Raw genomic sequence first — 25462 nt, forward strand, 5'->3', positions numbered from 1 at the left:
GGCCCGGCATTGTACCGGGCCCGCGCGCCGCGTTCCTCTTTACGGCCCGGGGACCGGTCTTATCGGCTCCCGCCGGCGGTGGCGACCTTGTCGGTGGCGCCCGATTTGGTCGTGTCCTTGCCTGCGGCCAGTTCGTCCAGGGCGGCGCGCAGCTTGGCGGGCTCGAGGTAGCCGCCCAGTTCGGTGCCGTCGGGGGCCAGGATCATGGGGGTGCCCGTGAGCCCGGCGCGGCGGCCGATGTCGTATTCCATCGTCACCGGGTTGGCGCAGTTGCTCGGCGGCGGCGGGCGGTCCTGCTTGGCGTCGGTCAGGGCCTTGCGGCGGTCCGGGGCGCACCACACGGCCACCATCTTCTTGTAGTCGTCGCTGCCCAGGCCCATGCGCGGGAAGGCCAGGTACTGCACGGCGATGCCCTGCTTGTTGTATTCGGCGATCTGGCTGTGGAACTTGCGGCAGTAGCCGCATTCCACGTCGGTGAAGACCGAGACCGTGTACTTGGCGTTCGGCGGCGCGAACACGATGCGATCCTTCGCGGGCACGGTCGCCAGCAGCTTGCGGCGGAGCTTGTTCATGCTCTCCTTCGCAAGGTTTTCCTTCGAGGCGGTGTCGTACAGCGCGCCCTGGAACAGGTACTTGCCGTCGTCGCTGATGTAGAAGACCTGGCCGTCGACGATCGCTTCGCGGAAACCCTTCATGGGCGCGGCGCCGATCGCGTCGATGCGGACGGCCGGATTGATCCCGCGGATCACGTCGCGGGCGCGGGCTTCGGGCGAGCCGGCCACGACCGGGACATCGAGGCTCGCGCCGGAGGCGACCACGCGACGCGATTGCGCGCCGGGCTTGGCGGCGACGGCCGGGGCGGCGTCCTGCGCGCAGGCCGCCAGGCTGAGGACGGCGCAGGTCAGGGCGAGGAGGAGACGATTCATCGGCATTTCCGTGAGGGGAAGCCCGAGGCCGGGGGGCCGGGGCGATGGACGGGATTCTGGCACGGTGCCACGGGCGGGCCAGTACCGCTGGTCACGCTTAAGCGTGCGGTCGGCGCCCATTCATCCCCTTGGATGATGTTTCGCATGCAGCTTCTGCAAATGTTCGCGTGCCACGAGCGTGTAGATCTGCGTGGTCGACAGCGAACTGTGGCCGAGGAGCAACTGCAGCGCGCGCAGATCCGCGCCACGGTTGAGCAGGTGGGTGGCGAAGCTGTGGCGCAGACCGTGCGGGCTGATGCGGCGCGGATCGATGCCGGCGACGACGGCGTATTGCTTTACCAGGCGCCAGAAACGGCCGCGCGTGGGCGCTTCCCCGTCGGGTTCGAGGAACAGCGGCGCGAGCGCGCGCTTGCCCGCCAGGTGCGGGCGCGATTCCGCGAGATAGCGTTCGAGCCAGTGCTGCGCTTCTTCGCCGAGCGGCACCATGCGTTCCTTGCTGCCCTTGCCCATCACGCGCAGCACGCCCTGGCGCAGGTTGAGCCCGGTGGCCGGCAGGTTGACCAGCTCGCTCACGCGCAGGCCGCAGGCATACATCAGTTCGAACATCGCGCGGTCGCGCAGGCCGAGCGGCGTGGCGACGTCCGGCGCGGACAGCAGCGCGTCGATCTGCGCTTCCGTCAGCGCCTTGGGCAGTGAACGCGGCAGCTTGGGCGGATCGATCAGCGCGCTGGGATCGTCTTCGCGTTCGCGGCGCCGCACGCAATGCGCGAAGAAGGCGCGCAGCGTCGACAGCAAACGCGAATTGCTGCGCGGCGAGTAGCCTTCGCGCGTGCGCTCGGCGAAATATTCGAACAGGGCCGCGCGATCGGCACCCGCGAGCCCGCCGCCGCGGCCTTCGCGCCAGCGTGCATACCCCTCCAGGTCGCGGCGGTAGCTTTCGAGCGTGGCCTGCGCGACGCCCGATTCGGCCCACAGCGCATCGAGGAACCGGGCGATGGCGCGTTCGTCCTCCTCCGGCACCGGTGCGCGGCTCAGCGCGAGGGAACGACGTTGCGCGGGCGTGGACGACATGCGTCGAGCTTAGCGCGCGCACCGGGTGGCGACGGCTATCCTTGTGCGATGACCGACACCGCCGCCCCGCCCGCCCCTGCCCCCAAGCCCGCCGCGCTGGTGTTCTGGCGCCTGCTCGCCCTGTGTTACGACGCGCTGCCCGTCATTGCGTTGTGGATGGTGATCGGCACGGCGTTCGTCGTCGGCATGGCGGCCATCCTCCACGACCCGCGCGCCTACGTGCATCCGTGGAGCGCGCTCAACTGGATCGAATGGGCGATCTGCTGGTTCGTGGGCGGCCTGTATGCGGTGGTCAGCTGGCGTCGCGGCGGACAGACGCTCGGCATGCGTCCGTGGCGTTTGTTCGTGAGCCTGGACGACGGCGCGCGCCCGGGTTGGCGTGCGCTGTGGATCCGCTACGCCGTCGGCACGCTGTCGCTGCTCGCGGGGGGACTCGGATTCTGGTGGGCGTGGTTCGACCGCGACCGCAAGACCTGGCACGACCGCGCCAGCGGCACGATCATGCGGCGCAGACGCAAGGGCGAGTGACGCGCTAGCCGCTGCGGCGGCGGAACAGCGCGAAGGACGTTCCCAGCATCACGATGAGCGGCAATGCGTACGCGATGCGGATGTCGAAGCGATACGCCTGCGCCAGGTTGCCGAACATCGTCTGCAGCATCCAGAACCCGAGCGCGAACACGATGCCGATGAACAAGCGCTTGCCCGCGCCGCCGCTGCGCAGCGAACCGAACGCAAAGGGCACGGCGGCCAGGCACAAGGCCAGCACGTTGAGCGGGTAGAACCAGCGGCCCCAGTAGATCTCTTCGAAATCGCTGGAATCCAGGCCGTTGCGCTTGAAGTAGGCGATGCTGCTGGCGAGTTCGCTGGAGGGCAGGTAACGCGGGCGGGTGACGCTCGCGGCGAGCGCGGCGTCGTCCAGTTGCGTCTTCCAGCGTTCCATCGGCACGTGTTCCTGCTGCACCGAGGTCGCGCCGAAACGCGTGCGCGTGACGTCGCGCAGGATCCAGCCCGTCGGACGATGCTCGGCGATCGCGGCGTTGGCGATCGACGCCAGGCGCCCGTCCTCGGCGAACTGGTAGAGGCTGACGTTGTTCAATTCCAGCCAGCGATCGTGGCCGGAGATGCGCTGCTGGCCCGAACTCGCGTTGAGGAACATGTCGCCCTCGCGCGCCCACACGCCGGCATATTGCGACATGATCGCGTTGTTCGATTTCGCTTCGGCCTTGGTCGTGTCGGCCATGCGCTGCGCCCACGGCGCGAGGAATTCGCCGTTGAGCACCATCGCCACGGTGAGCAGGCCCAGGGCCAATGCCACGGCGCCACTTAGGCGGCGGCGCGAGAGGCCCAGCGCGCGCAACGCGGTGAGTTCGGAACTCGCGGCGAGCTGGCCCAGGCCCATCAGGGCGCCGACAACGGCGGCACTGGGGAACAGCGCATACGCGCGCCGCGGCGCGGTGTAGAGCACGGAGAGCAGCGCCTGGAGGAAGTCGTAGCCCCCGCCGAGGTCGCCCAGTTCGCCGATCAGCATTGCCTGCAGCAGGTCCAGGCCCAGCACGATCGCCCAGGTGATCAGCACGGAGGTCAGCACGACGCGGCCGACGTACACGTCGTGCATCTTCGGGAACGGCGTCACTGCGCTTTCTCCCCGCCGAACCAACGCGAACGCGCCATGCGCCCGTCGCGCAGGTACAGCCACACCGCGAACACCATCAGCGGGACGATCAACCACCACAGGCCGAGCACGGCCGGCGTCTTGCCATCGGCGATCCACGTCTGGCCGAGGATCGTGAAGTTCATGGCGACGAGATAACCGAGGAAGGCGAGCAGCACGCGCCCGTAGCGCGCCTGGCGCGGACCGCTGCGCGACAGCGGTACGGCGATCAGCGCGAAGGCCAGCGTCAGGAAGGGCGGCGCGATGCGGTGGTGCAATTGCGCGGCGGCTTCCGGGCGCGGATCGGCCAGCAGCTCCATCGTCGTCTTCAGTTCCGGATCGTCCTCGGGACGCTTGGCCGCCGTGTCGGGCAAGCGCATGTCGTTGCGCGCGTAGCGCATCAGGCGGAAATCGCGGCCCTTCTGCGCGGGACCTTCGACGCGGAAGCCATCGTCCAGGCGCAGGTAGCGCGTGCCGTCGGTGTCCAGGTAGAGCGTTCCGGTCTGCGAGGTGCTCACGTCGACGCGGTCGCCCTGCGCGCGATGCACGAACATGTGCGCGAAGTGCCGGCCGTCCGCCGTCATCTCGCCCACGTAGACCACGCCGCCGTTGTTGGGCAGGGCGGTGAAGCGACCGGGCTCCAGGCCCGTCAGCAACAGGCTGCGATTGGCTTCCCACACCATCTGGTTGCCGATCTTCCGCGCGGCCGGGCCAAGCCACAGCGCACAGATGGCCACCACGAACACCACCGGAAGGGCCACCCACATCACCGGCCGCAGCAAGCGACGGGGGCCCACCCCGATCGACGCCAGGACCGGCATTTCCGAATCGCGGTACAGGCGGCCGAGCGCCAGCAGCAGGCCCAGCATCAGCGCCAGCGGGAGCAGGATGGGGAGGAAGTTGATCAGGCGAAGGCCCAGCTGCGACAGCAGCAGGCCTGCGGGCACCTTGCCACGGGCGATTTCGCCCAACAGGTCCGCAAATACGCCGCCGAGGCTGATGAGGCCGAGCACGACGAGCGTGGCGAACAGGGACTGGGTGAATTCCCGCGTGAGGTAGCGGTCCAGCTTCGGCATCGGGCCTCGTTGCTCTAGAATCCCGCGTTCGTTTCGCGCGTTGAGCGTCGATTGTACGGAATTCCACCCAAATCCCCCGGTAAGGTGCGATGTCCCTCGAATTCACCCTGAATCCTTCGGCGCCTGCGGGCGTCGCCACCGACTGCGTCATCGTCGGCGCCTTCGCCGACGACAGCCTCGCGCCCGCGGCGCAGGCCATCGACGCGGCCAGCGGCGGCAAGCTCAAGGCGCTCGTCACCCGCGGCGACGTCAGCGGCAAGACCGGCCGCACGGCGCTGCTGCACGACCTGCCCGGCGTGGCCGCCGCGCGCGTGCTGGTCGTCGGCCTCGGCGACCGCGACAAGTTCGGCACCGCGCAATACCTCAAGGCCGTCGGCGACGCCGCGCGCGCGCTGCGCACCGGCCCGATCGCCAATGCGCTGTTCACGCTGTCCGAGCTTCCCGTGAAGGAGCGCGACGCCGCCTGGAACATCCGCCAGGCCGTGGTCGCCGCCGCCCATGCGTGCTACCGCTACACCGCCACGCTCGGCAGCAAGAACAAGAAGCGCGACGAAACCGGCCTGAAGGCGCTGGCCATCGCGGGCGACGACGCGCACGCGCTCGCACAGGGCAAGGCGATCGCCGCCGGTGTCGCGTTCTCGCGCGAACTGGGCAACCTGCCGCCGAACATCTGCAACCCGGGTTACCTCGCGCAGCAGGCGCAGGAATTCGCCGCGCGCTTCCCGCAGGCCGAATGCGAGGTGCTCGGCCGCGATGCGATGCACGAACTCGGCATGGGCTCGCTGCTCGCCGTCGCGCAGGGTTCGGCCAACGAGCCGAAGCTGATCGCACTGAAGTGGAACAACGGCGGCGACGCCAAGCCCTTCGTGCTCGTCGGCAAGGGCATCACCTTCGATACCGGCGGCATCAACCTGAAGGTCCAGGGCGGCATCGAGGAAATGAAGTACGACATGTGCGGCGCCGCGACGGTGATGGGCACCTTCGTCGCCGCGGTCGGCATGCAGTTGCCGATCAACCTGGTCGTGCTCGTGCCGGCGGTTGAAAACATGCCCGACGGCAACAGCTATCGCCCGTCCGACGTGATCACCGCGATGTCGGGCAAGACCATCGAAGTCGGCAACACCGACGCCGAGGGCCGCCTGATCCTGTGCGACGCCCTCACCTACGCGCAGCGCTACGAGCCGCAGGCGCTGGTCGACGTCGCCACGCTCACCGGCGCCTGCGTCATCGCGCTCGGCAAGTACGCCAGCGGCCTGATGAGCAAGCACGACGACCTGGCCGGCGAACTTCTCGCCGCGGGCGAAACCACGTTCGACCGCGCGTGGCGCCTGCCGCTGTGGGACGAATACCAGTCGCTGCTCGAGTCGAGCTTCGCCGACGTCTACAACATCGGCGGCCGCTGGGCCGGTGCGATCACCGCGGGTTGCTTCCTGGCGCGCTTCACCGAAGGCCAGCGCTGGGCGCACCTGGACATCGCGGGCGTGGCGAACGACGAAGGCAAGCGCGGCATGGCCACCGGTCGCCCGGTCGGCCTGCTTTCGCAGTGGTTGCTGGATCGCGCGGCCTGACGTGCCGCGCGCCGACTTCTACCTGATCGCCAAACCGCGCTTCCGCGCGGAACCTTTGCGTCTTGTGTGCGAACTCGCACGCAAGGCGCACGACGCGGGGATCTGGACGCTGATCCTCGCGCGCGATGCGCAACAGGCCGAGCTGCTCGACGACCTGTTGTGGGACATGGGCGAGGACGCCTACATCCCGCACCAGATCGCAGGCGCCGACATCGACGAGGACGAGGCCGCGGTGTTGATCGCGCCGCCCGACATCGATGCCCCGTTGCGCCCGATCGTGATCAACCTGCGCGACGGCGCAGTGGAAGGCGCAGTGGAACGCGTCCTGGAAGTGGTGCCCGCGGACGAAAGCGCCCGCGGCCCCCTGCGCGAACGCTGGAAGCATTACCAGGCGCGCGGTTTCGAAGTGAACAAGCACGACATGTGAGCGTATGAGCGACAGCCTGGCCCCCAGCTACGATCCGTCCAATTTCGAATCCCGCCTCTATGCGGAGTGGGAAGACGCAGGCGTCTTCCGCGCGCGCGGCAAGGGGCAACCCTATGTCGTGCTGCTGCCGCCGCCGAACGTCACCGGCACGCTGCACATGGGCCACGCCTTCCAGCACACGCTGCAGGACGCGTTGGTGCGTTACCACCGCATGCGCGGCTTCGATGCGCTCTGGCAGATGGGCACCGACCACGCGGGCATCGCGACGGAAATGGTGGTGGCGCGCAATCTCGGCCGCGAAGGCCTGACGCGCGACGACCTCGGCCGCGCGGGCTTCATCGACAAGGTGTGGGAGTGGCGCGAGGAAAGCGGCCACACGATCGAACGCCAGATGCGCCGCCTGGGCACCTCGGGCGATTGGTCGCGCAGCGTGTTCACGATGGATGCGACCTACGCGTCCGCGGTGATCGAATCCTTCGTGCGCCTGTATGAAGACGGGTTGATCTATCGCGGCCAGCGCCTCGTCAACTGGGATCCGGTGCTGAAGACCGCGATCTCGGACCTTGAAGTCGTCAACGAAGAGGAAGACGGCCACCTGTGGTCGATCACCTACCCGCTCGCCGATGGCAGCGGTTCGCTGGTCGTCGCGACCACGCGCCCGGAAACGATGCTCGGCGACACCGCGGTGATGGTGCATCCGGAAGACGAGCGCTACGCGCACCTGATCGGCAAGACCGTGAAGCTGCCGCTCACCGATCGCGAGATCCCGGTGATCGCGGACGCCTACGTCGATCGCGAATTCGGCACGGGCGTGGTGAAGGTCACGCCTGCGCACGACTTCAACGACTACCTCGTCGGCCAGCGCCACGACCTGCCGATGATCAACATCTTCACGCCGGACGCGGTGACCAACGCGAACGTGCCGGAGCAGTACCGCGACCTCGACCGCTACATCGCACGCAAGCAGGTGGTCGGCGACCTCGAGGCGCAGGGCCTGCTCGTCGAAGTGAAGCCCCACAAGCTGCAGGTGCCGCGCGGCGATCGCACGGGCCAGGTGATCGAGCCCTATCTCACGGACCAGTGGTTCGTGAAGATGGACGGGCTCGCCAAGCGCGGCATGGAACTGGTGGAAAGCGGTGACGTGAAGTTCGTGCCGCCGAACTGGATCAACACCTATCGCCACTGGATGGAGAACATCCAGGACTGGTGCATCAGCCGCCAGCTCTGGTGGGGCCATCGCATCCCGGCGTGGTACGACGCGAACGGCAAGATCTACGTCGGCCGCAGCGAAGACGACATCCGCCGCCGCCACCACCTGCGCGACGACGTTGCGCTGCTGCAGGACAGCGACGTGCTGGAAACGTGGTTCTCCTCGCAGCTGTGGCCGATCGCCACGATGGGCTGGCCGAGCGAACACCGCATGGGCGACCTCGGGCTCGACCGTTACGTGCCCTCCTCCGTGCTCGTCACGGGCTTCGACATCATCTTCTTCTGGGTCGCGCGCATGATCATGGCGACCGACCATCTCGTGAAGCGCGTGCCGTTCCGCGACGTCTACATCACGGGTCTGGTCCGCGACAAGGACGGCCAGAAGATGTCGAAGTCGAAGGGCAACATCCTCGACCCGATCGACATCATCGACGGCATCGAACTGGAATCGCTCGTCGCCAAGCGCACCACGGGCCTGATGAAGCCGGAAACCGCGCCGAAGATCGAGAAGGCCACCCGCAAGGAATTCCCCGACGGCATCGCGGCGCACGGCGCCGATCCGCTGCGCTTCACGATGGCTTCGCTCGCCGGCCCCGGCCGCGACATCAAGTTCGACATGGGCCGCGCCGAGGGCTACAAGAATTTCTGCAACAAGTTGTGGAACGCCACGCGCTTCGTGTTGATGAACACCGAGGGCAAGGTGTTCAGCGGCAAGCCCGCGGCGATGACGGATGCGGAGAAGTGGATCCTGGCGCGCCTGGAGAACGCGACGGTGCAGGCCGCCGCGCACTTCGCCTCCTACCGCTTCGACCTGCTCGCGCAGTCGCTGTACGAGTTCGCCTGGAACGAGTTCTGCGACTGGTTCGTCGAGCTCGCCAAGCCCGCGCTCAACGGCACCGATGCGGCGGCTGCGGACAGCACGCGCCACACGCTGCTGCACGTGCTCGAATCGCTGCTGCGCCTGCTGCATCCGTTGGTGCCCTTCGTCACCGAAGAACTGTGGCGCAGCGTTGCGCCGCGCCTGTCCATCGATGCCGCGACGATCTCGCTGCAGGCCTATCCGGAGGCCGGCGACAACGCCGGTGATTTCGCGGGCGCCGAAGCCGACGTCGAATGGCTGAAGTCGATGGTCTCTGCCTTGCGCCGCATCCGCAGCGAACTCGGCGTATCGCCGACCAAGCAGATCACACTGCTCGTGCAGGGCGGCGGCGAAGCCGAATGCAAGCGCATGGGCCGCTTCGATTCGCAGCTGCGCTTCCTCAACCGCATCGAGAAGATCGACGTGCTGCACGGCGAACCGCCGGCGGCGGCCGCGGGTCTGGTCGGTGAGATGAAGTTGTTCGTGCCGCTGGAAGGCCTGGTCGACCTTGGCGCCGAACGCACGCGCCTGGACAAGGAGCTCAAGCGCGTCGAAGGCGAACTCGCGAAATCGCAGAACAAGCTCGCGAGCGAAACCTTCGTGCAGAACGCGCCGGCCGCGGTGGTCGAACAGGAGCGCCAGCGCCTTGCCGATTGGGGCGCGCAACGCGACGCGCTGGCCGCGCAACGCGCTCGACTGGGCTGAAGACACGCGGCCGTCGGCGATGCAGCTCTCTGCGTACGCCACCGGCCGCGACAACAACTTCAACCTGATCCGCTTCCTCGCGGCGTTCACGGTCCTGTTCAGCCACAGCTTCGCGCTCGCGCTGGGGCCCGGCGACCACGAGCCTTGGTTCGCGCGCATCGGCTACACGCCCGCGTCGGTGGCGGTCGATGTGTTCTTCGTCACCAGCGGGTTCCTGGTGACAGCGAGCCTGTTCCGCCGCGGGAGCGCGGATTGGATCCGCGCCCGCGCACTGCGCATCCTGCCGGCGCTCATGGTCATGTCGGCGCTGCTCGTGTTCGTGCTCGGGCCGCTGTTCACGACAAACGCGCTCGCTGCGTATTTCGGCGACTCCGACACCTGGCGCTTCCTGGCGAAGAACGCGACGACGCTGTTCGGTGTGAAGCTGCGGCTGCCGGGCGTGTTCGCGGACAACCCGATGGCGCGCATGGTCAACGGGTCGTTGTGGACCATGCCGTTCGAACTGCGTTGCTACATCACGCTGGCAGTGGCGTGGTGGTGGGTGCGGTTTGCGTCGTCGGACGCGCAACGCATGTTCACGCGCGTGGTGGTCGTTGCGACTGCAGGCATGCTCGTCGGCTTGTGGTGGTCGCACGACGCGGGCCTGCGCGAATGGCATGCGTTCCGGCTGTTCTTCATGTTCTTCAGCGGCACGGCGTTCTGGCTGCTGCGCGATCGCATCCCGATGCGCGGCTGGATCGCGGCGTTGCTGGCGGGCGTGGCGTGCATCGGCGCGTGGCAACCGGCGCTGTTCCTCTGGACCTACCCGCCCGTGATTGCCTACCTCGTGCTGTGGTGCGCCTATGTGCCGGGTGGCGCATTGCGCGCCTACAACCGCGTGGGCGACTACTCCTACGGCGTCTACATCTATGCCTATCCGGTGCAGCAGGCGGTGATCGCCGCGTCTCCGGGGATCGGCGTGGCCGCGACCTTCTTCGCGGCCACCGCGATCACGCTGCCCCTGGCGTTCGCGTCATGGCACCTGGTCGAGAAGCCGATGCTCGCCCGCAAGGCGGACGGCGCAACGCATTAGCGCTTGCGTGCCGGCGGCGCGGCGGCGGCCGGTTTGCTTGCGTCGTACTTCTGCCCTTCCACCAGCGTCCAGCCCACCAGCTCCTGCACCGCTTCGTTCAAGGCGGTGCCGATCGCCTTCGAGACCTCGCCGATCGCCGTGCCGCCCGCCGGCACCGTCTTGTGCAGCTTGCGGGTGCCGATGACGGTGCTGTTGTGCATGTCCAGGAGCTTGGCGACGATTTCAACTTCGGCGTTGGGCACCTTGCCACCCGCGTAATCGGAATCGAAGCGGCGCAGGTCGAGCATGAGTTCGTAATCGCCCGACACGCCCGCACCGCGACGCGAGACGCCGGGGATGCGGCCGCTGTCCTCGAACGCGCTGAGCACGGCGTCCTGCACCAGGTCGGGCGCCGGCCCGGCCCAGGTGGCGCCGTGGTAGACCTGCAGTTCGCCGTCCTCCGGACGCACGACGATGCGCGGCGAATCGAGCAGGTCGGACGCATACGGGCGCGGGATCTGCAGTTGCCAGCGCACGCTCGGCCAGGACGGATCGACCTGCACCTTCGTCTCCGGTGCGTAGATCGAGATCGTCTCCTTCTCCGGCACGATGCCGCACGCGGACAGCGCGGACACGCAGGCGGCGAGCGCCGTGATGCGCAAGATCGTCGTCATGGGTCGGGCACTCATTCGGGCACGAACTCCTTGGGTTGCTGGCGGCCGAGCACGTAGCCGGCGGGATTCTTGTCGAGGCGGCCGGCGACGCGGCGCAAGTCGCGCACGAGGCCGCGCAGTTCGGTCAGCGTCGGGCCCAGTTGCTGCACGCCGTTGGCCAGCGGCGCGCGGTTCTCGGCGATCATGCCGTTCGCGTTGTTCGCCGCCATTTCGAGTTGCGCGAGCGTGCGATCCAACTTGTCGACGAGCTCGGGCATCTTCTGAATGACGTCCTTGTCCAGGCGATCCACGGCGCCGTGCGTAGTCACCAGCGTGGACTTGAGTTGTTCCGTCGCCTCGCGCGCGTTGACGATCAGCTGGCCGAGGTCCTGGCGCTGCGCGGCGACCGAACCGGTGAGTTTTTCGATGTTGTCGAGCGAGGTGGAGATGCGGCGGACGTTTTCGTCGCTCAGCACTTCGTCCATGCGCGAGACCAGGCGGTTCGCCGTGTCGGCGATGTTCTGCAGGGCCGAGGGTTCGGTGGCGATCACCGGGCGCTCGTCGCCGTCGCCCGGGACCAGCAGCGCGGCGTTCGGGCTGCCGCCGCTGAGCTGGATGAAGGTCGGGCCGGTCAGGCCGTCCTGCGAGATCTTCGCGTGCGTGTCGACCTTGATCGGCGTGTCCGCGGCGATGCGCACGTCGGCCATCACCTTGCGCGGATCGTTCGGCGCCAAGCGCAGCGTCTGGATCGTGCCGACCGTGATGCCGTTGTAGCGCACGCTGCTGCCGTCGGACAGGCCGGTCACCGCTTCGTCGAACACGATGCGGTAGTTGTTCCACTCGCGTTCGGACGACCAGTTGGCCGCCCACAACGCGAACAGCAGGCCGAAGATGCTGATGGCGAGCGTGAACGCACCGATCAGGACGTAGTTGGCCTTGGTTTCCATCGCGCCTCTCCTTCAGGCCATTGTGCCAGCGCCCGCCTGTCGGGCGGCGCGTGCACGCGGACCATGGAAATACTGCTGCACCCAGGGGTGGTCGAAGCGTTCGACCTCCTCGATGGGGGCGGTGACCAGGACGCGCCGGTCGGCGAGCACTGCGACGCGGTCGCAGATCGCATAGAGCGTGTCGAGGTCGTGTGTGATCAGGAAAACGGTCAGGCCCAGCGCGCGCTGCAGCGTCAGGATCAGTTCGTCGAAGGCCGCCGCGCCGATGGGATCCAGGCCGGCGGTGGGTTCGTCGAGGAACAGCAGCGGCGGATCCAGCGCGAGCGCCCGCGCCAGGCCCGCGCGCTTGCGCATGCCGCCGGACAACTGCGACGGCAGTTTTTCCAGCGCGTTGGCGGGCAGGCCGGCGAGCTTCACCTTCAGCAGCGCCAGTTCGTAACGCAGCGAATCGGGGATCTCCGGGTGCTGCTCCTTCAACGGCACCTGCACGTTCTCGCCCACGGTGAGGGAGGAGAACAACGCGCCATCCTGGAACAGCACGCCGGTGTTGCGTTCGATCTGGTGGCGGTCGTCTTCGTCTTCGCTGCGCGCATCGATGCCGAGCACTTCGATGCGGCCGGCGTCGGGGCGGCGCAGGCCCAGGATGGAACGCATCAGCACCGACTTGCCCGCACCCGAGCCCCCGACCACGCCGATGATCTCGCCGCGGCGCACCGACAGGTCGAGGTTTTCGTGCACGACCTGTTCGCCGAAGCGGTTTTCCATGCCTTCGATCTTGATGACGATGTCGTCGTCGCGGATGGTCATGTCAGATCCCCATCTGCATGAACCACAACGCCATGATCGCGTCGATCACGATGACCAGCGAGATCGTCTGCACCACGCTGGAGGTCGTGCGCTCGCCCACCGATTGCGCGGTGCCTTCCACCTGCAGGCCTTCCAGGCAGCCGATGAGCCCGATGATGACGGCGAAGATCGGCGCCTTCGACAGGCCGACCAGGAAATGACGCACTTCGAGCGTGGCATCCATGCGCGCCAAATAGGCCTGCGGCGGGATGTCCAGGTTGAACGCGCCCACCGTGAGGCCGCCGAGCAGGCCGGCGATCATCGCGACGAACGTCAGCAAGGGCAGCATCACCACCAACGCGATGATGCGCGGCAGCACCAGCAGGTCGATGGGATCCAGGCCGAGCGTGCGGATCGCGTCGATTTCCTCGCGCGCCTGCATCGCGCCGATCTGCGCGGTGAACGCGCTCGCGGTGCGGCCGGCGAGGACGATCGCGGTGAGCAGCACGCCGAACTCGCGCAGGAAGGCGATGCTCACCAGTTCGACGACATAGATCACCGCGCCGAAGTCGCGCAGGATGTTCGCGCCGAGGAACGCGATGACGGCGCCGACCAGGTAGGAGAGCAGGAACACCAGCGGCACGGCGTCCAGTCCGACCTGTTCCATGTGGTAGACGGTGGAGGTCAGGCGGAAGCGACGCGGCTGGGCGAGCATGCGCCCGAACTTCACGAGGTTCTCGCCCAGGAAGCCGATCAGCGCGAGGATTTCGCGATAGTTGTCGTGGACCGAAAAGCCCAGGCGCGCGAGCGCGGCGGCGACACCGTATTCGCGCTTCTTCTTGGGGCGGTCGTCGGCGACGTCCTCGATGGCTTCGACCAGTGCCTTGTGGTCGTCGTGGAAGGCGAAGGCGTCGAGTTCGAGGTTGCGACGGCGTGCGAAGCGCAGCAGTTGCAGCACGCCCGCCGAATCGATGCGATCCACGCCACTCGCGTCCACGATGGCCACGCCCTCGGGCGCGACCCGCAGGCGTTCGCCCATTTCGATGGCGTGGGCGAGCGTCCAACTGCCCGCCAACCGGAGTATTCCGGTGGCGTCGTCGGTGGCGAGACTGGGTGGGCGGCTTTCGTCGCGCATGGAATCCCCTCTGTCGTGGAGGATACAGAGTCCGGCCGTGAGGGGCGTGCGCAGCCGCGCGGCGTCAGGCCGGTCGTGCGTCCGACTTTCGGTACCACTGTGCGATGCGAACCCCGTCCCAGCACAGCGTGACGTGCTCGGACTGGACCGCAGGCGGCACGGTGGCCCGCGGGGTGAACAACGCGACGCATTCTCCGGCGCGGCGCCGCACGCTGGCGTGGACGATCCCGGCCTCGCCCGCTTCGCGCCGCGCGCGGCCGAAGGCCTGCGATGCAGCATAGTCCGCCGGATCGAGCAGGTCCGCCTTCGCGCGTCGGCCACGCAGGTCGACGAGCGTGGCGCGCACCGGCACGCGATAGCAGCGCAGGTCGATGTCGATCGCCGGCTCCGAGGTACGGGCCAGGAACCGCGCGCGATGGTGGCCGACTTCGGCGACGGCGGTGTCCAGGTCGCTGGCGGCGTAATACACGCCGTAGCTGCCGTCGGAGAAGCGCGAGCCTTCCGGATTCAAGTGGGTGAATGCGGACATGATCGGCGTCGAGCCGGGGCCGCTGATGCGCTGGTCGGGCGGAACGAGCGAGAGCTGCCCGGCTTCCTGGCGCAGCCGCGGATTGCCGAGCGCCTCGATTTCGAACACGACGTCCAGGTCCGCGGGATCGGCCACTGCATCGAACAAGCCCACCGGCGGATAGCGGCTGGCAACCAGTCGGCACGACGTGGGCCACGCCAGTTCGGCGTGGTGCAGGCGCGTCACGTCCAGCCGCCGCGTTGCGCGTCGAGGTACTGGCGCACCACGAACAGGTCCGACACCTGCCCTGCGAGCATGCGCTCCAGCGCCGTGCCACCGCCGAACAAGGGCGCTGCGTTCGCCCGGCGAATCCAGGCGTTCGCGCGTTCGGGAACGGGCAGCAACACCTGCAGCGCGGACCAGATGCCGAACACGTGCGACAGGCGCTCGAGCGTGCCCGCATCGAGCCCGCGCTTCAGCCGCCCGCTCTTCCACTCGAAGAACGTGCTGCGCGCACATCCCAGCAACTGGCGTTGCTGGTCGTTGGTCAGCGACCACGCTTCGGCGATGCGGAAAAACGTGCGGAGCGCGGCTGCGCCCGAGGCAACGGTGCCGAGGTCGGGCGCGGACCTGGCCAGGGGGATGCTCGTCATCGGGAGCGCCTCCAGTGGGATGCGAGCGTTATAGTCCATTTTGGGACCGCCTGCAATAATTAGTCCGCCTTCAGACTGCCCGGCGCATTCGAAACCGGGATGCCGGGGATCGCCCTGCGCATCCGGAAACGCCAGCGTTGTCGCGACGACATGCGATGCTTTCACCCACATGGCCAAGACTCCTTCCGTAGTGTCAGATCCTTCTCCGACCGTTCGCGCCGACGTGGCAGGCGCGGGATATGCCGAACGCATCGCCTTCGTGCTCGAAGTCGCCGAACGCCTGCACGCGTATGGCACCACCGCGCAACGCCTCGAAGGCGCCGTGGTCGCGGTGGCCCAGCGCCTCGGTCTCGAATGCGAGCCCTGGTCGAATCCCACCGGCATGATCCTGTCCTTCAGCGATCCGCGTCGCCCCGGAGGCGTCTCGGATACCACGCGCGTGATTCGCCTTGCGCCGGGGGACACGGACTTGCGCAAGTTGTGCGAGGCCGATCGGATCGCCGAAGACGTGATGGCCGGCCGCGTCGGCATCGCCGAAGGCCATGCGCAACTGATCCAGCTCGATCGCCCGCCCGGTTGGCGCGGACGCGCGATGCAGGTGTTCGGTTTCGGTCTCGCCTCGGCCGCGGTCGCGGGCCTGCTGCGCTTGCCCTGGCTCGACATCGCAACGGCCGGCCTCATCGGCCTGATGATCGGCGCGCTCGAACTCGCATCGCAGACGCGACCGCGCCTGCAGGAGGCCGGCGATGCGGTCTCCGGTGTGATCGCGGGCTTCGTCGCGATCGCCGTCGCCAGCTTCATCGGTCCTCTGAACCTCAACACGGTGACGATCGCCGCGCTCATCGTGCTGCTGCCCGGCATGTCGCTCACCAATGCGGTGAACGAACTCACCAGCCGCCACCTCGTCTCGGGCACCGCGCGCTTCGCCGGCGCGCTCACGACGGTCCTCAAGCTCACCATCGGCACCGTCATCGCCTTCAAGGCCGCCGAAGTCATCGGCCTGCATCCGGAGATCCGCGGATCGCGACCGCAACCGGACTGGGTGGAAGCACTCGCGGTCGTGTGCGGCGCGTTTGCGTTCGCCGTGCTGTTCCGCGCGGCCCGCCGCGATTACTGGCTGGTGATGCTGGCGGCGGCCGGCGGTTACCTGATTTCGCGCTTCGGCGGACAGGCCGTGGGCGGGCCGGGCGGCGTGTTCCTCGCTGCGCTCGTCACCTCCGCCGCGGGCAACGCCTATGCGCGCTTCTCGCAGCGTCCCGGCGCGCTGATCCGCGTGCCGGGCATCATCATGCTGGTGCCGGGCAGCATCGCGCTGCGCGGCGTGATCAACCTGGTGCAGCAACAGGACATCGGCGCCGGAAGCGACGCCGCGATCGCGGTGATCAACACGCTGATGGCGCTGGTGGCAGGGCTGCTGTTCGGCAACCTGCTGGTCAGCGCGCGGCGCAACCTCTGATCACCGATCGGCGGTCACCTGATCAGGAAATCGTCGACCTTCTTCCCTGCGGCGATCTGCGTGGCCATCCATTTCGGTTGCTGGCCACGCCCGGCCCAAGTTTCCGACGGGTTCTGCGGGTTGCGGTACTTCGGCGCGACCTTGCCGAGCTTGTAACCCTTGGTCGACTTGCGCGCGGGCTTGGCCGCCGTTCCCTTCTTCGCGGGCGCCGACGCGGCGCCGCTGAAGAGTTCCGCCACCGTGTAGCCCTCGGCACGCGCGAGCGCCGTCAGCTTCTTCCGCACCTCCGCGATGGGCTTGCGCTTGTGCAACGTCGTGCGCCGCTTCTTCGCCTGCGCGATGAGCGAGTCGAGTTCCTTGGCCGACAAGCCATTGAGATCGATGGACATGCGGGGCGTGCTCCTTCGCGAGGGTGGGAAACCTGTCAGGCCGTCAGGCGCGCAAGGAGCGCGTCGCGGTCCAGCTGTTCCGATTCTGCCGCAGAACGCGCGCGATATTCGAAGGTCCCGGCGGCCAGGCCGCGTTCGGAGACCACCACGCGATGCGGCACGCCGGTCAGCTCGATGTCGGCGAACATCGCGCCCGGGCGCAGGCCGCGGTCGTCGAGCACCGTGTCGATGCCGGCGGCGTTGAGTTCGCGGTGCAGCGTTTCGGCGGCGGCGGCGACGTTGCCGTCGTTCTTCGGATTGATCACGCACACCGCCACCTGCCAGGGCGCCATCGCGGCCGGCCAGAGGATGCCGTTGGCGTCGTGGTTCTGCTCGATGGCCGCTGCCACTATCCGCGACACGCCGATGCCGTAGCAGCCCATCGCCGGCACGACGGCCTTGCCGTTCATGTCGAGCACGGTGCACTGCATCGCTTCGGCGTATTTGCGGCCGAGCTGGAACACGTGGCCCACCTCGATGCCGCGCGCGATGCCGAGCGTGCCCTGCCCGTCCGGCGAGGCGTCGCCGGCCACGACGTTGCGCACGTCGGCCACGGCATCGGGTTCGGGCAGGTCGCGCACCCAGTTCACGCCGGCGGTGTGGAAGCCGGCTTCGTTGGCGCCGACGACGAAGTCGTGCATCGCCGCGACGCTGCGGTCGGCCACGATGCGGATCGCCTTGCGCGGGCCGATCGGGCCGAGGAAGCCCGGTTCGGCGCCGAGGTGTTCGAGGATTTCCGCTTCGGTGGCCAGGCGGTAGTCCTGCAGGCCCGGCAACTTCGACAGTTTGATTTCGTTGACGACGTGGTCGCCGCGCACGAGCACGAGGACGAAGCCATCGTCGCCCCACACCGCCACCGACTTCACCGTGCGATCGAGCGGAATGCCCATCAACGCAGCGACGTCTTCGCAGGTCTTCTGCGTCGGCGTCTCGATCTTGCGCAGCGCTTCTCCCGCGGCACCGCGCGCGCCCGGCGACACGGCTTCGGCGAGTTCCACGTTGGCGGCGTACTCGGAGCCGTCGGAGAAAGCGATGGCGTCCTCGCCCGAGTCGGCGAGCACGTGGAATTCGTGCGAGGCGCTGCCGCCGATCGCGCCGGTGTCGGCGAACACCGCGCGGAACTTCAGGCCCAGGCGGGTGAAGATGCGCGTGTAGGTGTCGTACATGTTGCGGTATTCGTCGCCGAGCGAAGCATCGTCGACGTGGAAGGAGTACGCATCCTTCATCAGGAATTCGCGCGCGCGCATCACGCCGAAGCGCGGGCGGATCTCGTCGCGGAACTTCGTCTGGATCTGGTAGAAGTTGACCGGCAGTTGCTTGTAGCTGGCCAGCTCGTTGCGCGCGAAATCGGTGATGACTTCTTCGTGCGTCGGGCCGTAGCAGTACTCGGCTTCCTTGCGGTCCTTGATCTTCAGCAACTGGCCGCCGAACTTTTCCCAGCGCCCGGTTTCTTCCCACAGCTCGCGCGGCTGGATGGAGGGCATCAGCAGTTCGATCGCGCCGGCGCGGTTCATTTCGTCGCGCACCACGGCCTCCACCTTGCGCAGCACGCGCAGGCCGAGCGGCGACCAGGTGTACAGGCCCGCGGCGAGCTTGCGGATCATGCCGGCGCGCAGCATCAGCTGGTGGCTGACGACTTCGGCGTCGGCGGGCGTTTCCTTGACGGTGCGGAGGTGGAACTGCGACAGGCGCATCTGGGGGATTCGATCAGGCGGAAAGACGGGCATTTTGCCACGGGCGCGCGCGTCGCCCGGTGCGGGCGCTTGCGTGCGTGCTTATTCGCGGTCGCCGCGGACTTCGATGGCCGGTGCCGCGTCGCGCGGGATGCGCTCGTACTTGCGGCCCTTGGGCGGTTCCTCGGTAATCTGGGTGACGCCGTTGGCGTCGCGCCAGCGATAGAGGACGGGCTCGGCGTCGGCCGCGATCTCGGCGGCCGCCTGGTCCGCACGCGCCTGGCGTGCGCGATCGGCCGCCGGGTCGGCGGGGCCGCGGGCGGCGTACCAGGCCAGCCCCGCGACCGCCGCGAGGCCAAGGACGACCCAGCCCGCCCGCACCTGCATGGGTCAGGGCGCGCCGGGCGGCGGGCAGTTGGACTGGACCGCCGCCGTCATCTGCGCAGTCTGCGCCGTGCGCTCCTCGGGAGTCAGCACCGCGTCGTCCTTGCCGTCGCCGTCGCGGTCGACGCTGACGACGGCGTAGTCCTTCTTCAGCACGTCGAGGTTGTACTGGGCCTGCTTGCAGACCGCCGCGCGGCGCTCGGCGGCGACGGGGTCCTCGGCGGCCGCGCCCTTGGCCGTGCTGGCGGGCGTCGGGGTGGTCACCGGGGCGCGGGAGACCGTGGGCTGCGCGGTGGACACCGGCACCTCGCGGCTCTTGGCGCCCTTGGGCGGCGGCGAGTCGGAATAATGGGTCACGCCCTTGTCGTCCTTCCACGAATACACCGATTGCGCGGAGGCCGAGGCGAACACCGCGGCGGCGATGCAGCCGACACCGAGGGCAAGGCGGAGCGAGGCACGCATGGCATTTCTCCCGGAAGGACTGCGGCCGATTGCAGCACCGCCCCGGGGGCGACGCAAGGACCTGGGTCGCAAGCGCTAAACTCGACCACCATGGAGCCTCTCGAAACAACGCGCCCGCGCGCACGCGGCATCTACCTGCTGCCCAACCTGTTCACCACCGGCGGCCTGTTCGGTGGGTTCTACGCGATCATCGCGGCCTCCCAGGGCGATGTGGAACGGGCCTGCGTGGCGATCTTCATCGCCGCCGTCCTGGACGGCATCGACGGGCGCGTGGCGCGCATGACCAACACGCAGAGCGAGTTCGGCGTGCAGTACGACTCGCTCGCCGACCTCGTCAGCTTCGGCATGGCGCCTGCGCTGGTCATGTACCACTGGGCGCTGTCGTCGATGAAGCTCGACGGCGCGGTCTTCGGCAAGATCGGCTGGCTCGTCGCATTCCTCTATGCCGCCTGCGCGGCGCTGCGACTGGCGCGCTTCAACAGCCAGGTCGCGCAGGTCGACAAGCGATGGTTCATCGGGCTCCCCAGTCCCGCCGCGGCCGGCCTGATGGCGAGCTTTGCGTGGACATGTGACGACCTCGGCTTCAGCGGCCCCGAACTGCGCTACCTCGCCGCGGGCGTCGCCGTCGTGGCGGGCCTGCTGATGGTCAGTCGCGTGCGCTATTCCAGTTTCAAGGGCAGCGGACAAGGCATTCGCAGCGAACGCGTGCCCTTCGCCACCATCCTCATCGCCGTCGCGGCGCTCATCGCCTTGTGGATCGATCCGCCGCGCGTGCTGCTGGCGGCGACCGTGTTGTTCGCCCTGTCCGGTCCCGTGATGTGGTTGCGCCGCCGATGAGCGATCACCGACCTGCCTGGGACGCTTTCCAGCGCGACGTGCTCGACGCACTCGGGCACGTCATGTACGTCGCGCAAGCGCCGCGCGCGCCGGTGGAGTTCGATGCGCCGCCGCTGCTGCGCGCACTCGCGCAAGCCGCGAACGCCCGCGTCGCGCAACTGCCGGCGCTGCCGCCGATGGAACGCCTGCGCACGCCGTCTGCCAAGCGCGCGCTGTGGCCGCAGTTGCGCGCCCTGCGCAAGGGGTCGCGCGCATGAGCGCGATCGCCGTCGACGCCGCGCCCATCCTGCGCCCGATGCGCGAAGCCGACCTGCCTGCGGTCATGGCGATCGAGCAGCGTGCGTATGCCTTCCCGTGGACGCAGGGCGTGTTCCGCGACTGCCTGCTCGCCAACCATCCTGCGTGGGTGCTGGTCGAGAACGGGCACATCATCGGCTATGCGGTGCTGAGCGTCGCCGCCGACGAAGCGCACGTGCTCAACCTGTGTACGTCGCCCGAGATGCAGGGCCGCGGCCACGGGCGCCGTCTGCTCCGCGCGCTGCTGCAACTCGCGCGCGGCCGCGGTGCGCAGCGCGTTTTCCTGGAAGTGCGTCCGTCGAATGCGCCCGCCATCGCGCTGTACCACGACGAAGGCTTCAACGAGATCGGCCGGCGTCCGCGCTACTACCCTGCGCGCGACGGCCGCGAGGATGCGCTGGTCATGGCGCTGGAGTTGTTGCCCGCGGAGTGACGCGGCGGAACGTGAGGTTGATGCGCGGGCCGACGGCGCGCGCGGTGCCGGGAACGGCGTGCAGGTAATTGCGCTGCGTCGCGCCGGACATCACCAGCAGGCTCCCGTGCGTCAAGTCCAGGCCGAGGGACGCGTCGCCGTGGCTCGCGCGGAACCGGAACCGGCGCGTCGCGCCCAGGCTGAGGGAAGCGATCAGTGGTTCGGGCCCGAGTTCGGGCTCGGCGTCGCGATGGAAGCCCAGCCGATCCCGCCCGTCGCGGTACAGGTTCGCGAGCACGCTGTTGAACCCGGCGTGCAATTCGCGTTCGAGCCGCACGCGCACCGGCGCCAGCGCATCGGGCCAGGGATGCGGATCGAAGCGCGTGCCCGAATAGGTGTAGCTCGCATCGCCGATCCAGCAGCTGAGCCTCGGCGCATCCAGCGTGCGCCCGTACACGGTGATGCGGTGGCGTTCCCACGCAAGCCCCGCGTGAAGGGCCTCGAACAAGTCCCACGCCTCCGGCGCCCCGAGCCAGTGGGGATCCAGCAATACCGTCGCGCCCGGGAGATCGACCGCCTGCCCTGCCATGGGCCGTAGAATGGCGGCATTCCACGGAGGCTGCCATGAGTGAAACCGAACGCGACGTCATGGAATACGACGTCGTCACCGTTGGCGCGGGCCCGGCCGGCCTTGCGTTCGCGATCCGCCTCAAGCAGCTCGACCCGAACATTTCGGTCTGCGTGATCGAAAAGGCGTCGACCATCGGCGCGCACATCCTCTCCGGCGCGGTCATCGAACCCGCCCCGCTCGATGCGCTGCTGCCCGGTTGGCGCGACAACCCGCCGCCGATCTGCGTGCCGGCGGGCCACGACGAATTCCTGCTGCTGTCGAAGACCGGCGCAACGAAGCTGCCAGTGCCGCCGCAGATGCACAACAAGGGCAACTTCATCGTCAGCCTCGGTGCGCTGTGCGCGTGGCTCGCGCCGCAGGCCGAAGCGCTCGGCGTGGAGATCTACCCGGGCTTCGCCGCGAGCGAAACGCTGCACGATGCCGACGGCCGCGTGCTCGGCGTGCGCATCGGCGACATGGGCGTGGCGAAGAACGGCGAACACAAGCCCGGTTACACGCAGGGCATCGACATCCGCGCGAAGGTCACCGTGCTCGCCGAAGGTGCGCGCGGGCACCTCACCAAGCGATTGATCAAGCGTTTCGGCCTCGACGCCGGCAGCGATCCGCAGGGTTACTCGATCGGCATCAAGGAACTCTGGCAGGTGCCCGAGGACCGCGTGACGCCGGGCAAGATCGTGCATACGCTCGGCTGGCCCGCGGACAACAACACCTACGGTGGCAGCTTCCTGTACCACCTGGACAAGGGCCGCATCGCGCTGGGTTACATCAGCGGGCTCGATTACCACGATCCGGAATACAAGCCGTGGGAAGCCTTCCAGCAATGGAAGAACCATCCGTCGGTGAAGCCGCTGCTGGAAGGCGGCACGATCGTTTCGGCAGGTGCGCGCGCGATCGTGACGGGCGGTTACCAGTCGCTGCCGAAGGTGGAGATGCCGGGCGCGCTGTTGATCGGCGACACGGCGGGCACGCTCAACGTGCCGAAGATCAAGGGCACGCACCAGGCGATCCGCTCGGCGATGCACGCGGCCGAACATCTGGTCGCATCGCAGCTCGCACCGGAAGGCTTCGACGCGAAGCTGCGCAACTCCGACGTGATGGCCGAACTGCGCAAGGTCCGCAACATCAAGCCGGGCTTCAAGCGCGGCATGTGGTTCGGCCTGCTCAACGCCGCGTGGGAAACCGCAACGGCGGGCCTCTCGCCCTGGACGCTGAAGAACAAGGCGGACTGGAACTCGCTCGACAAGGTGGGCGCGCACGAGGCGCCGAAGCGCGATTACGCGCAGCGCGACCTTGCACCGCGCGACCGCCTCGCCGGCGTGTACTTCGCCGCCACCGAACACGACGAAGACCAGCCTGTGCATCTCGTGGTGTCGGATCCGTCGGTGTGCGTGACGCGCTGCGCCGCCGAATACGACAACCCCTGCACGCGCTTCTGCCCCGCCGGCGTCTATGAAATCGTCGCCGACCCCGACGGCCCGGCGAACACCGGCAAGCGCCTGCAGATCAATTCGGCGAACTGCGTGCACTGCAAGACCTGCGACATCAAGGATCCCTACGAGATCATCACGTGGGTGACGCCGGAAGGCGGTTCGGGGCCGAACTACCAGAACCTCTGACGATGATCCGCGCCCTCCGAAATCGACTTTTCCGGAGACCCACGGCGCCCCGCGTCTCGTTGCCGAGCGTCCGCGAGCGCTGGCTGCTGGTCTACAACTGCCAGGTGCTGGGCCTGGCCAACTGCCTGAACCTGCTCAGCGACGAAATCGAAGTCGAGCACCACGATCCGCACTCCTTCCGCCGCGAGGCCGTCGACATCGGCAAGCGCCTGTCCGGCTTCGATCGCGTGCTCGCATCGCCGCGGTTGCTGGAGCAATCGCCGATCGACCTGGATCGCCATGGCAAGGCCTGGGCCGTGCCGACGATCTCGTTCAACGCCTACCATCCGGACCTGTGCTACCTGCAGCACCGCGGCAACGAGTTGAAGGGACCGCTCGGCGACTACCACTCGCTCATCGCGTTCGCCGCGTTCCGCAGCGGGCTGGATGTCGACGCGACACTCGCGCTCTACGGCCCGGACACCTATGCGAGCCTGGGTTACTTCGCGCGCTGGGACCCTGCGCGCAACGCGCTGCTCGCCAACTTCAGGAAGCACGGCTTCGACCTCGACGCGCCCTTCCTGGAGTGGAGCCGCACCGGCGCCTTCATGTATTCGATCAACCATCCGCGCATCGCGTGCGTGCGCGACGTCGCGCGCAGTGTGCTCGCGCGAGCGGACATCAAGGCCCAGTACAACGACGCATTGCCGCAGGACAACCTCGCCAACGGTCCGATCTTCCCGATCTATCCGGAGGTCGCCAATCGCCTGGGCGTGGAAGGAAGTCGCATGTTCAAGATGGCGGGCGAGTACCGCTTCCTGCACCTGCGGGGCTTCGTGGAAGGAAGCTTCAAGCTGTATCGCGAACACGACGGCGACAACGGCGGCATCACCATCCGCTCCGAACAAGCCGGGCTCCTGGATGCGGCGATGACACTGATCGGGAGGCGCGCATGAGCGGCAATCCGTATTCCGGCCTGCCGGACCACCAGTTCTGGCGGCGCAGCGTCGCGGGCACCGAGCGTTTCCGCTTCGATCCGGTGGTGTCGACGCGCTTCGCCATCGGCCGCGAAGATCGCGTGGCGACCGCGGGCAGTTGCTTCGCGCAGCACATCGCGCGCCGTCTCGCGCGCGCGGGCTTCCGCTACTACGTGACCGAGGCCGGCGAAGCGTTGCCGGCCGCCGAACGCGAGGCGCGGCAGTTCGGCGTGTTCTCCGCGCGGTACGGCAACCTCTACACCGCGCGCCAACTGTTGCAGTTGTTCCAGGAATGCTTCGAAGGGCGGCAGGTCGCCGAACCGGCGTGGCAGCGCGCGGACGGACGCTGGGTCGATGCATTGCGCCCGCAGGTCGAACCCGACGGGTTCGCATCGCCTGCGCAGGTGCAGGCGGCACGCGAGGAGCACCTCGCCGCCACGCGCACGCTGTTCGAAACCTGCGATGTCTTCGTCTTCACCCTGGGCCTGACCGAAGCGTGGGCCTCGCGCACGGACGGCACGATCTATCCGGTCGCGCCCGGCGTGGTCGCCGGCACGCACGATCCGGCGCGGCATGCGTTCGTGAACCTCGGCGTGCACGAGGTGCTCGCCGACATGCAGGCCTTCCTCGCGGGGCTGAAGTCGGTGAATCCACGGGTGCGCGTCGTGCTCACCGTGTCCCCGGTGCCGCTGATCGCGACCTACGAGGCGGACCGCAGTGCGCTGGTGGCCACCACTTACAGCAAGTCCGTGCTGCGCGTCGTCGCGGAGATGCTGTTTCGCGAGCACGCGTGGGTGGACTACTTCCCGTCGTTCGAGATCATCAACGGGAACTACAACAACGGCGCGTACTTCGAGGCCGACTTCCGCAGCATCCGCCCGATCGGCGTGGACCACGTGATGCGCTGCTTCCTGCGCCACTACACCGATATCGGTGCGAAACCCGCCGCCGCACCCGCCCTCGCGGTCGTCCCCGTCGACATCGACGTGGTGTGCGACGAGGAAGCCATCGACCAGGTGCGCGGGCAGTAAGTCCCGGAAACGAAGAAGCCGGCGTCCTTCGACGCCGGCGCCTGCGAAGCACGC

The 25462-nt window shown here is 68.2% G+C and carries 27 protein-coding genes; 12 read left to right on the forward strand and 15 right to left on the reverse strand.

Features of this window, described 5'->3' with window-relative positions; translation table 11 throughout:
• Positions 1-59 precede the first annotated feature (59 nt).
• Together LVB87_RS02075 and xerD are read right to left on the reverse strand one after the other, a co-directional pair.
• Positions 60-926 carry a DsbC family protein gene (locus LVB87_RS02075; protein WP_232899262.1) on the reverse strand — a complete coding sequence of 289 codons (867 nt, stop codon included), beginning with the start codon at positions 924-926 and terminating at the stop codon, positions 60-62.
• A gap of 120 nt (positions 927-1046) precedes the next feature.
• Entirely contained in the window at positions 1047-1997 is a 951-nt protein-coding gene (gene xerD, locus LVB87_RS02080) for a site-specific tyrosine recombinase XerD (RefSeq protein ID WP_232899263.1), read from the reverse strand.
• Positions 1998-2045: 48 nt separating this feature from the next.
• On the opposite strand from xerD, the gene LVB87_RS02085 reads away from it, so the two are divergent.
• The gene (locus tag LVB87_RS02085; RefSeq protein WP_232899264.1) at positions 2046-2525 is read left to right on the forward strand and encodes an RDD family protein; all 480 of its coding nucleotides are present in this window, start codon (positions 2046-2048) and stop codon (positions 2523-2525) included.
• A 4-nt stretch (positions 2526-2529) separates the two neighbouring features.
• Here the strand turns inward: LVB87_RS02085 and lptG are convergent, their stop codons facing one another.
• Positions 2530-3612, reverse strand: a complete 1083-nt coding sequence (gene lptG, locus LVB87_RS02090; protein ID WP_232900425.1) for an LPS export ABC transporter permease LptG — start codon at positions 3610-3612, stop codon at positions 2530-2532.
• Between the two features lie 14 nt (positions 3613-3626).
• Positions 3627-4724 (reverse strand): LPS export ABC transporter permease LptF, encoded by a 1098-nt coding sequence (gene lptF, locus LVB87_RS02095; protein ID WP_232899265.1) that lies wholly within the window; start codon positions 4722-4724, stop codon positions 3627-3629.
• A gap of 89 nt (positions 4725-4813) precedes the next feature.
• On the opposite strand from lptF, the gene LVB87_RS02100 reads away from it, so the two are divergent.
• Genes LVB87_RS02100 through LVB87_RS02115 form a run of 4 tightly spaced genes read left to right on the forward strand, consistent with a single transcriptional unit; the run spans position 4814 to position 10564 of the window.
• Positions 4814-6292: a leucyl aminopeptidase gene (locus LVB87_RS02100; RefSeq protein ID WP_232899266.1), complete on the forward strand. Its 1479-nt coding sequence runs from the start codon at positions 4814-4816 to the stop codon at positions 6290-6292.
• A 1-nt stretch (position 6293) separates the two neighbouring features.
• Positions 6294-6719, forward strand: a complete 426-nt coding sequence (locus LVB87_RS02105; RefSeq protein WP_232899267.1) for a DNA polymerase III subunit chi — start codon at positions 6294-6296, stop codon at positions 6717-6719.
• 4 nt (positions 6720-6723) lie between these two features.
• Entirely contained in the window at positions 6724-9492 is a 2769-nt protein-coding gene (locus LVB87_RS02110) for a valine--tRNA ligase (RefSeq protein WP_232899268.1), read from the forward strand.
• Complete coding sequence (locus LVB87_RS02115; protein WP_232899269.1) at positions 9434-10564, forward strand: acyltransferase; 1131 nt, start codon at positions 9434-9436, stop codon at positions 10562-10564. Before LVB87_RS02110 ends, LVB87_RS02115 begins: the two co-directional genes overlap by 59 nt.
• Here LVB87_RS02115 and LVB87_RS02120 read toward each other — a convergent pair.
• The 6 genes from LVB87_RS02120 to LVB87_RS02145 form a co-directional block, all read right to left on the reverse strand.
• On the reverse strand, positions 10561-11217 hold the full coding sequence (locus LVB87_RS02120; RefSeq protein ID WP_232899270.1) for an ABC-type transport auxiliary lipoprotein family protein: 657 nt from the start codon (positions 11215-11217) through the stop codon (positions 10561-10563). The genes LVB87_RS02115 and LVB87_RS02120 overlap by 4 nt on opposite strands.
• Before the next feature lie 11 nt (positions 11218-11228).
• Entirely contained in the window at positions 11229-12143 is a 915-nt protein-coding gene (locus LVB87_RS02125; RefSeq protein ID WP_232899271.1) for an MlaD family protein, read from the reverse strand.
• A 12-nt stretch (positions 12144-12155) separates the two neighbouring features.
• Positions 12156-12950 carry an ATP-binding cassette domain-containing protein gene (locus tag LVB87_RS02130; protein ID WP_232899272.1) on the reverse strand — a complete coding sequence of 265 codons (795 nt, stop codon included), beginning with the start codon at positions 12948-12950 and terminating at the stop codon, positions 12156-12158.
• Between the two features lies 1 nt (position 12951).
• Positions 12952-14064: an MlaE family lipid ABC transporter permease subunit gene (locus LVB87_RS02135; RefSeq protein WP_232899273.1), complete on the reverse strand. Its 1113-nt coding sequence runs from the start codon at positions 14062-14064 to the stop codon at positions 12952-12954.
• Between the two features lie 64 nt (positions 14065-14128).
• Positions 14129-14818 carry an RES family NAD+ phosphorylase gene (locus LVB87_RS02140; RefSeq protein WP_232899274.1) on the reverse strand — a complete coding sequence of 230 codons (690 nt, stop codon included), beginning with the start codon at positions 14816-14818 and terminating at the stop codon, positions 14129-14131.
• A complete protein-coding gene (locus LVB87_RS02145) occupies positions 14815-15225 on the reverse strand; it encodes an MbcA/ParS/Xre antitoxin family protein (RefSeq protein WP_232899275.1) in 411 nt (136 codons plus the stop codon). The genes LVB87_RS02140 and LVB87_RS02145 overlap by 4 nt, the downstream gene beginning before the upstream one ends.
• 169 nt (positions 15226-15394) lie before the next feature.
• Here LVB87_RS02145 and LVB87_RS02150 point away from each other — a divergent pair, with 169 nt between their 5' ends.
• The gene (locus LVB87_RS02150; protein ID WP_232899276.1) at positions 15395-16681 is read left to right on the forward strand and encodes a threonine/serine exporter family protein; all 1287 of its coding nucleotides are present in this window, start codon (positions 15395-15397) and stop codon (positions 16679-16681) included.
• 14 nt (positions 16682-16695) lie between these two features.
• Here the strand turns inward: LVB87_RS02150 and LVB87_RS02155 are convergent, their stop codons facing one another.
• The 4 genes from LVB87_RS02155 to LVB87_RS02170 form a co-directional block, all read right to left on the reverse strand.
• On the reverse strand, positions 16696-17070 hold the full coding sequence (locus LVB87_RS02155; protein WP_232899277.1) for an H-NS histone family protein: 375 nt from the start codon (positions 17068-17070) through the stop codon (positions 16696-16698).
• Positions 17071-17105: 35 nt separating this feature from the next.
• A complete protein-coding gene (locus LVB87_RS02160) occupies positions 17106-18803 on the reverse strand; it encodes a proline--tRNA ligase (RefSeq protein WP_232899278.1) in 1698 nt (565 codons plus the stop codon).
• Between the two features lie 81 nt (positions 18804-18884).
• Complete coding sequence (locus LVB87_RS02165; protein ID WP_232899279.1) at positions 18885-19169, reverse strand: DUF4124 domain-containing protein; 285 nt, start codon at positions 19167-19169, stop codon at positions 18885-18887.
• Positions 19170-19172: 3 nt separating this feature from the next.
• The gene (locus tag LVB87_RS02170) at positions 19173-19628 is read right to left on the reverse strand and encodes a DUF4124 domain-containing protein (protein ID WP_232899280.1); all 456 of its coding nucleotides are present in this window, start codon (positions 19626-19628) and stop codon (positions 19173-19175) included.
• Positions 19629-19718: 90 nt separating this feature from the next.
• Here LVB87_RS02170 and pssA point away from each other — a divergent pair, with 90 nt between their 5' ends.
• Genes pssA through rimI form a run of 3 tightly spaced genes read left to right on the forward strand, consistent with a single transcriptional unit; the run spans position 19719 to position 21195 of the window.
• Positions 19719-20465: a CDP-diacylglycerol--serine O-phosphatidyltransferase gene (gene pssA / locus LVB87_RS02175; protein ID WP_232899281.1), complete on the forward strand. Its 747-nt coding sequence runs from the start codon at positions 19719-19721 to the stop codon at positions 20463-20465.
• Entirely contained in the window at positions 20462-20722 is a 261-nt protein-coding gene (locus LVB87_RS02180; protein WP_232899282.1) for a hypothetical protein, read from the forward strand. The genes pssA and LVB87_RS02180 overlap by 4 nt, the downstream gene beginning before the upstream one ends.
• Positions 20719-21195 carry a ribosomal protein S18-alanine N-acetyltransferase gene (gene rimI, locus LVB87_RS02185; protein WP_232899283.1) on the forward strand — a complete coding sequence of 159 codons (477 nt, stop codon included), beginning with the start codon at positions 20719-20721 and terminating at the stop codon, positions 21193-21195. The genes LVB87_RS02180 and rimI overlap by 4 nt, the downstream gene beginning before the upstream one ends.
• On the opposite strand, the gene LVB87_RS02190 is transcribed toward rimI, so the two are convergent.
• The gene (locus LVB87_RS02190; RefSeq protein WP_232899284.1) at positions 21164-21763 is read right to left on the reverse strand and encodes an alpha-ketoglutarate-dependent dioxygenase AlkB; all 600 of its coding nucleotides are present in this window, start codon (positions 21761-21763) and stop codon (positions 21164-21166) included. The genes rimI and LVB87_RS02190 overlap by 32 nt on opposite strands.
• Before the next feature lie 35 nt (positions 21764-21798).
• Here LVB87_RS02190 and LVB87_RS02195 point away from each other — a divergent pair, with 35 nt between their 5' ends.
• From LVB87_RS02195 to LVB87_RS02205, 3 genes are read left to right on the forward strand one after another with little or no spacing between them, the layout of a single operon-like run.
• Positions 21799-23421 carry an electron transfer flavoprotein-ubiquinone oxidoreductase gene (locus LVB87_RS02195; protein WP_232899285.1) on the forward strand — a complete coding sequence of 541 codons (1623 nt, stop codon included), beginning with the start codon at positions 21799-21801 and terminating at the stop codon, positions 23419-23421.
• A 59-nt stretch (positions 23422-23480) separates the two neighbouring features.
• Entirely contained in the window at positions 23481-24356 is an 876-nt protein-coding gene (locus tag LVB87_RS02200; protein WP_232899286.1) for a WcbI family polysaccharide biosynthesis putative acetyltransferase, read from the forward strand.
• The gene (locus LVB87_RS02205; RefSeq protein ID WP_232899287.1) at positions 24353-25408 is read left to right on the forward strand and encodes a GSCFA domain-containing protein; all 1056 of its coding nucleotides are present in this window, start codon (positions 24353-24355) and stop codon (positions 25406-25408) included. The genes LVB87_RS02200 and LVB87_RS02205 overlap by 4 nt, the downstream gene beginning before the upstream one ends.
• Positions 25409-25462: the final 54 nt, after the last annotated feature.

The sequence above is a fragment of the Lysobacter sp. KIS68-7 genome (assembly GCF_021284745.1).
In the GTDB taxonomy this organism is placed as follows: domain Bacteria; phylum Pseudomonadota; class Gammaproteobacteria; order Xanthomonadales; family Xanthomonadaceae; genus Noviluteimonas.

Coding starts and splice junctions, on each gene's coding strand:
- lptF (WP_232899265.1), bottom strand. CDS start 4,724: ATGCCGAAGCTGGACCGCTACCTCACGCGGGAATTCACCCAGTCCCTG.
- LVB87_RS02150 (WP_232899276.1), top strand. CDS start 15,395: ATGGCCAAGACTCCTTCCGTAGTGTCAGATCCTTCTCCGACCGTTCGC.
- LVB87_RS02165 (WP_232899279.1), bottom strand. CDS start 19,169: ATGCAGGTGCGGGCGGGCTGGGTCGTCCTTGGCCTCGCGGCGGTCGCG.
- LVB87_RS02085 (WP_232899264.1), top strand. CDS start 2,046: ATGACCGACACCGCCGCCCCGCCCGCCCCTGCCCCCAAGCCCGCCGCG.
- LVB87_RS02155 (WP_232899277.1), bottom strand. CDS start 17,070: ATGTCCATCGATCTCAATGGCTTGTCGGCCAAGGAACTCGACTCGCTC.
- LVB87_RS02145 (WP_232899275.1), bottom strand. CDS start 15,225: ATGACGAGCATCCCCCTGGCCAGGTCCGCGCCCGACCTCGGCACCGTT.
- LVB87_RS02180 (WP_232899282.1), top strand. CDS start 20,462: ATGAGCGATCACCGACCTGCCTGGGACGCTTTCCAGCGCGACGTGCTC.
- LVB87_RS02195 (WP_232899285.1), top strand. CDS start 21,799: ATGAGTGAAACCGAACGCGACGTCATGGAATACGACGTCGTCACCGTT.
- LVB87_RS02170 (WP_232899280.1), bottom strand. CDS start 19,628: ATGCGTGCCTCGCTCCGCCTTGCCCTCGGTGTCGGCTGCATCGCCGCC.
- LVB87_RS02120 (WP_232899270.1), bottom strand. CDS start 11,217: ATGACGACGATCTTGCGCATCACGGCGCTCGCCGCCTGCGTGTCCGCG.
- LVB87_RS02160 (WP_232899278.1), bottom strand. CDS start 18,803: ATGCGCCTGTCGCAGTTCCACCTCCGCACCGTCAAGGAAACGCCCGCC.
- LVB87_RS02190 (WP_232899284.1), bottom strand. CDS start 21,763: ATGGCAGGGCAGGCGGTCGATCTCCCGGGCGCGACGGTATTGCTGGAT.
- rimI (WP_232899283.1), top strand. CDS start 20,719: ATGAGCGCGATCGCCGTCGACGCCGCGCCCATCCTGCGCCCGATGCGC.
- LVB87_RS02110 (WP_232899268.1), top strand. CDS start 6,724: ATGAGCGACAGCCTGGCCCCCAGCTACGATCCGTCCAATTTCGAATCC.
- lptG (WP_232900425.1), bottom strand. CDS start 3,612: ATGCACGACGTGTACGTCGGCCGCGTCGTGCTGACCTCCGTGCTGATC.
- LVB87_RS02075 (WP_232899262.1), bottom strand. CDS start 926: ATGAATCGTCTCCTCCTCGCCCTGACCTGCGCCGTCCTCAGCCTGGCG.
- LVB87_RS02100 (WP_232899266.1), top strand. CDS start 4,814: ATGTCCCTCGAATTCACCCTGAATCCTTCGGCGCCTGCGGGCGTCGCC.
- pssA (WP_232899281.1), top strand. CDS start 19,719: ATGGAGCCTCTCGAAACAACGCGCCCGCGCGCACGCGGCATCTACCTG.
- LVB87_RS02125 (WP_232899271.1), bottom strand. CDS start 12,143: ATGGAAACCAAGGCCAACTACGTCCTGATCGGTGCGTTCACGCTCGCC.
- LVB87_RS02135 (WP_232899273.1), bottom strand. CDS start 14,064: ATGCGCGACGAAAGCCGCCCACCCAGTCTCGCCACCGACGACGCCACC.
- xerD (WP_232899263.1), bottom strand. CDS start 1,997: ATGTCGTCCACGCCCGCGCAACGTCGTTCCCTCGCGCTGAGCCGCGCA.
- LVB87_RS02205 (WP_232899287.1), top strand. CDS start 24,353: ATGAGCGGCAATCCGTATTCCGGCCTGCCGGACCACCAGTTCTGGCGG.
- LVB87_RS02130 (WP_232899272.1), bottom strand. CDS start 12,950: ATGACCATCCGCGACGACGACATCGTCATCAAGATCGAAGGCATGGAA.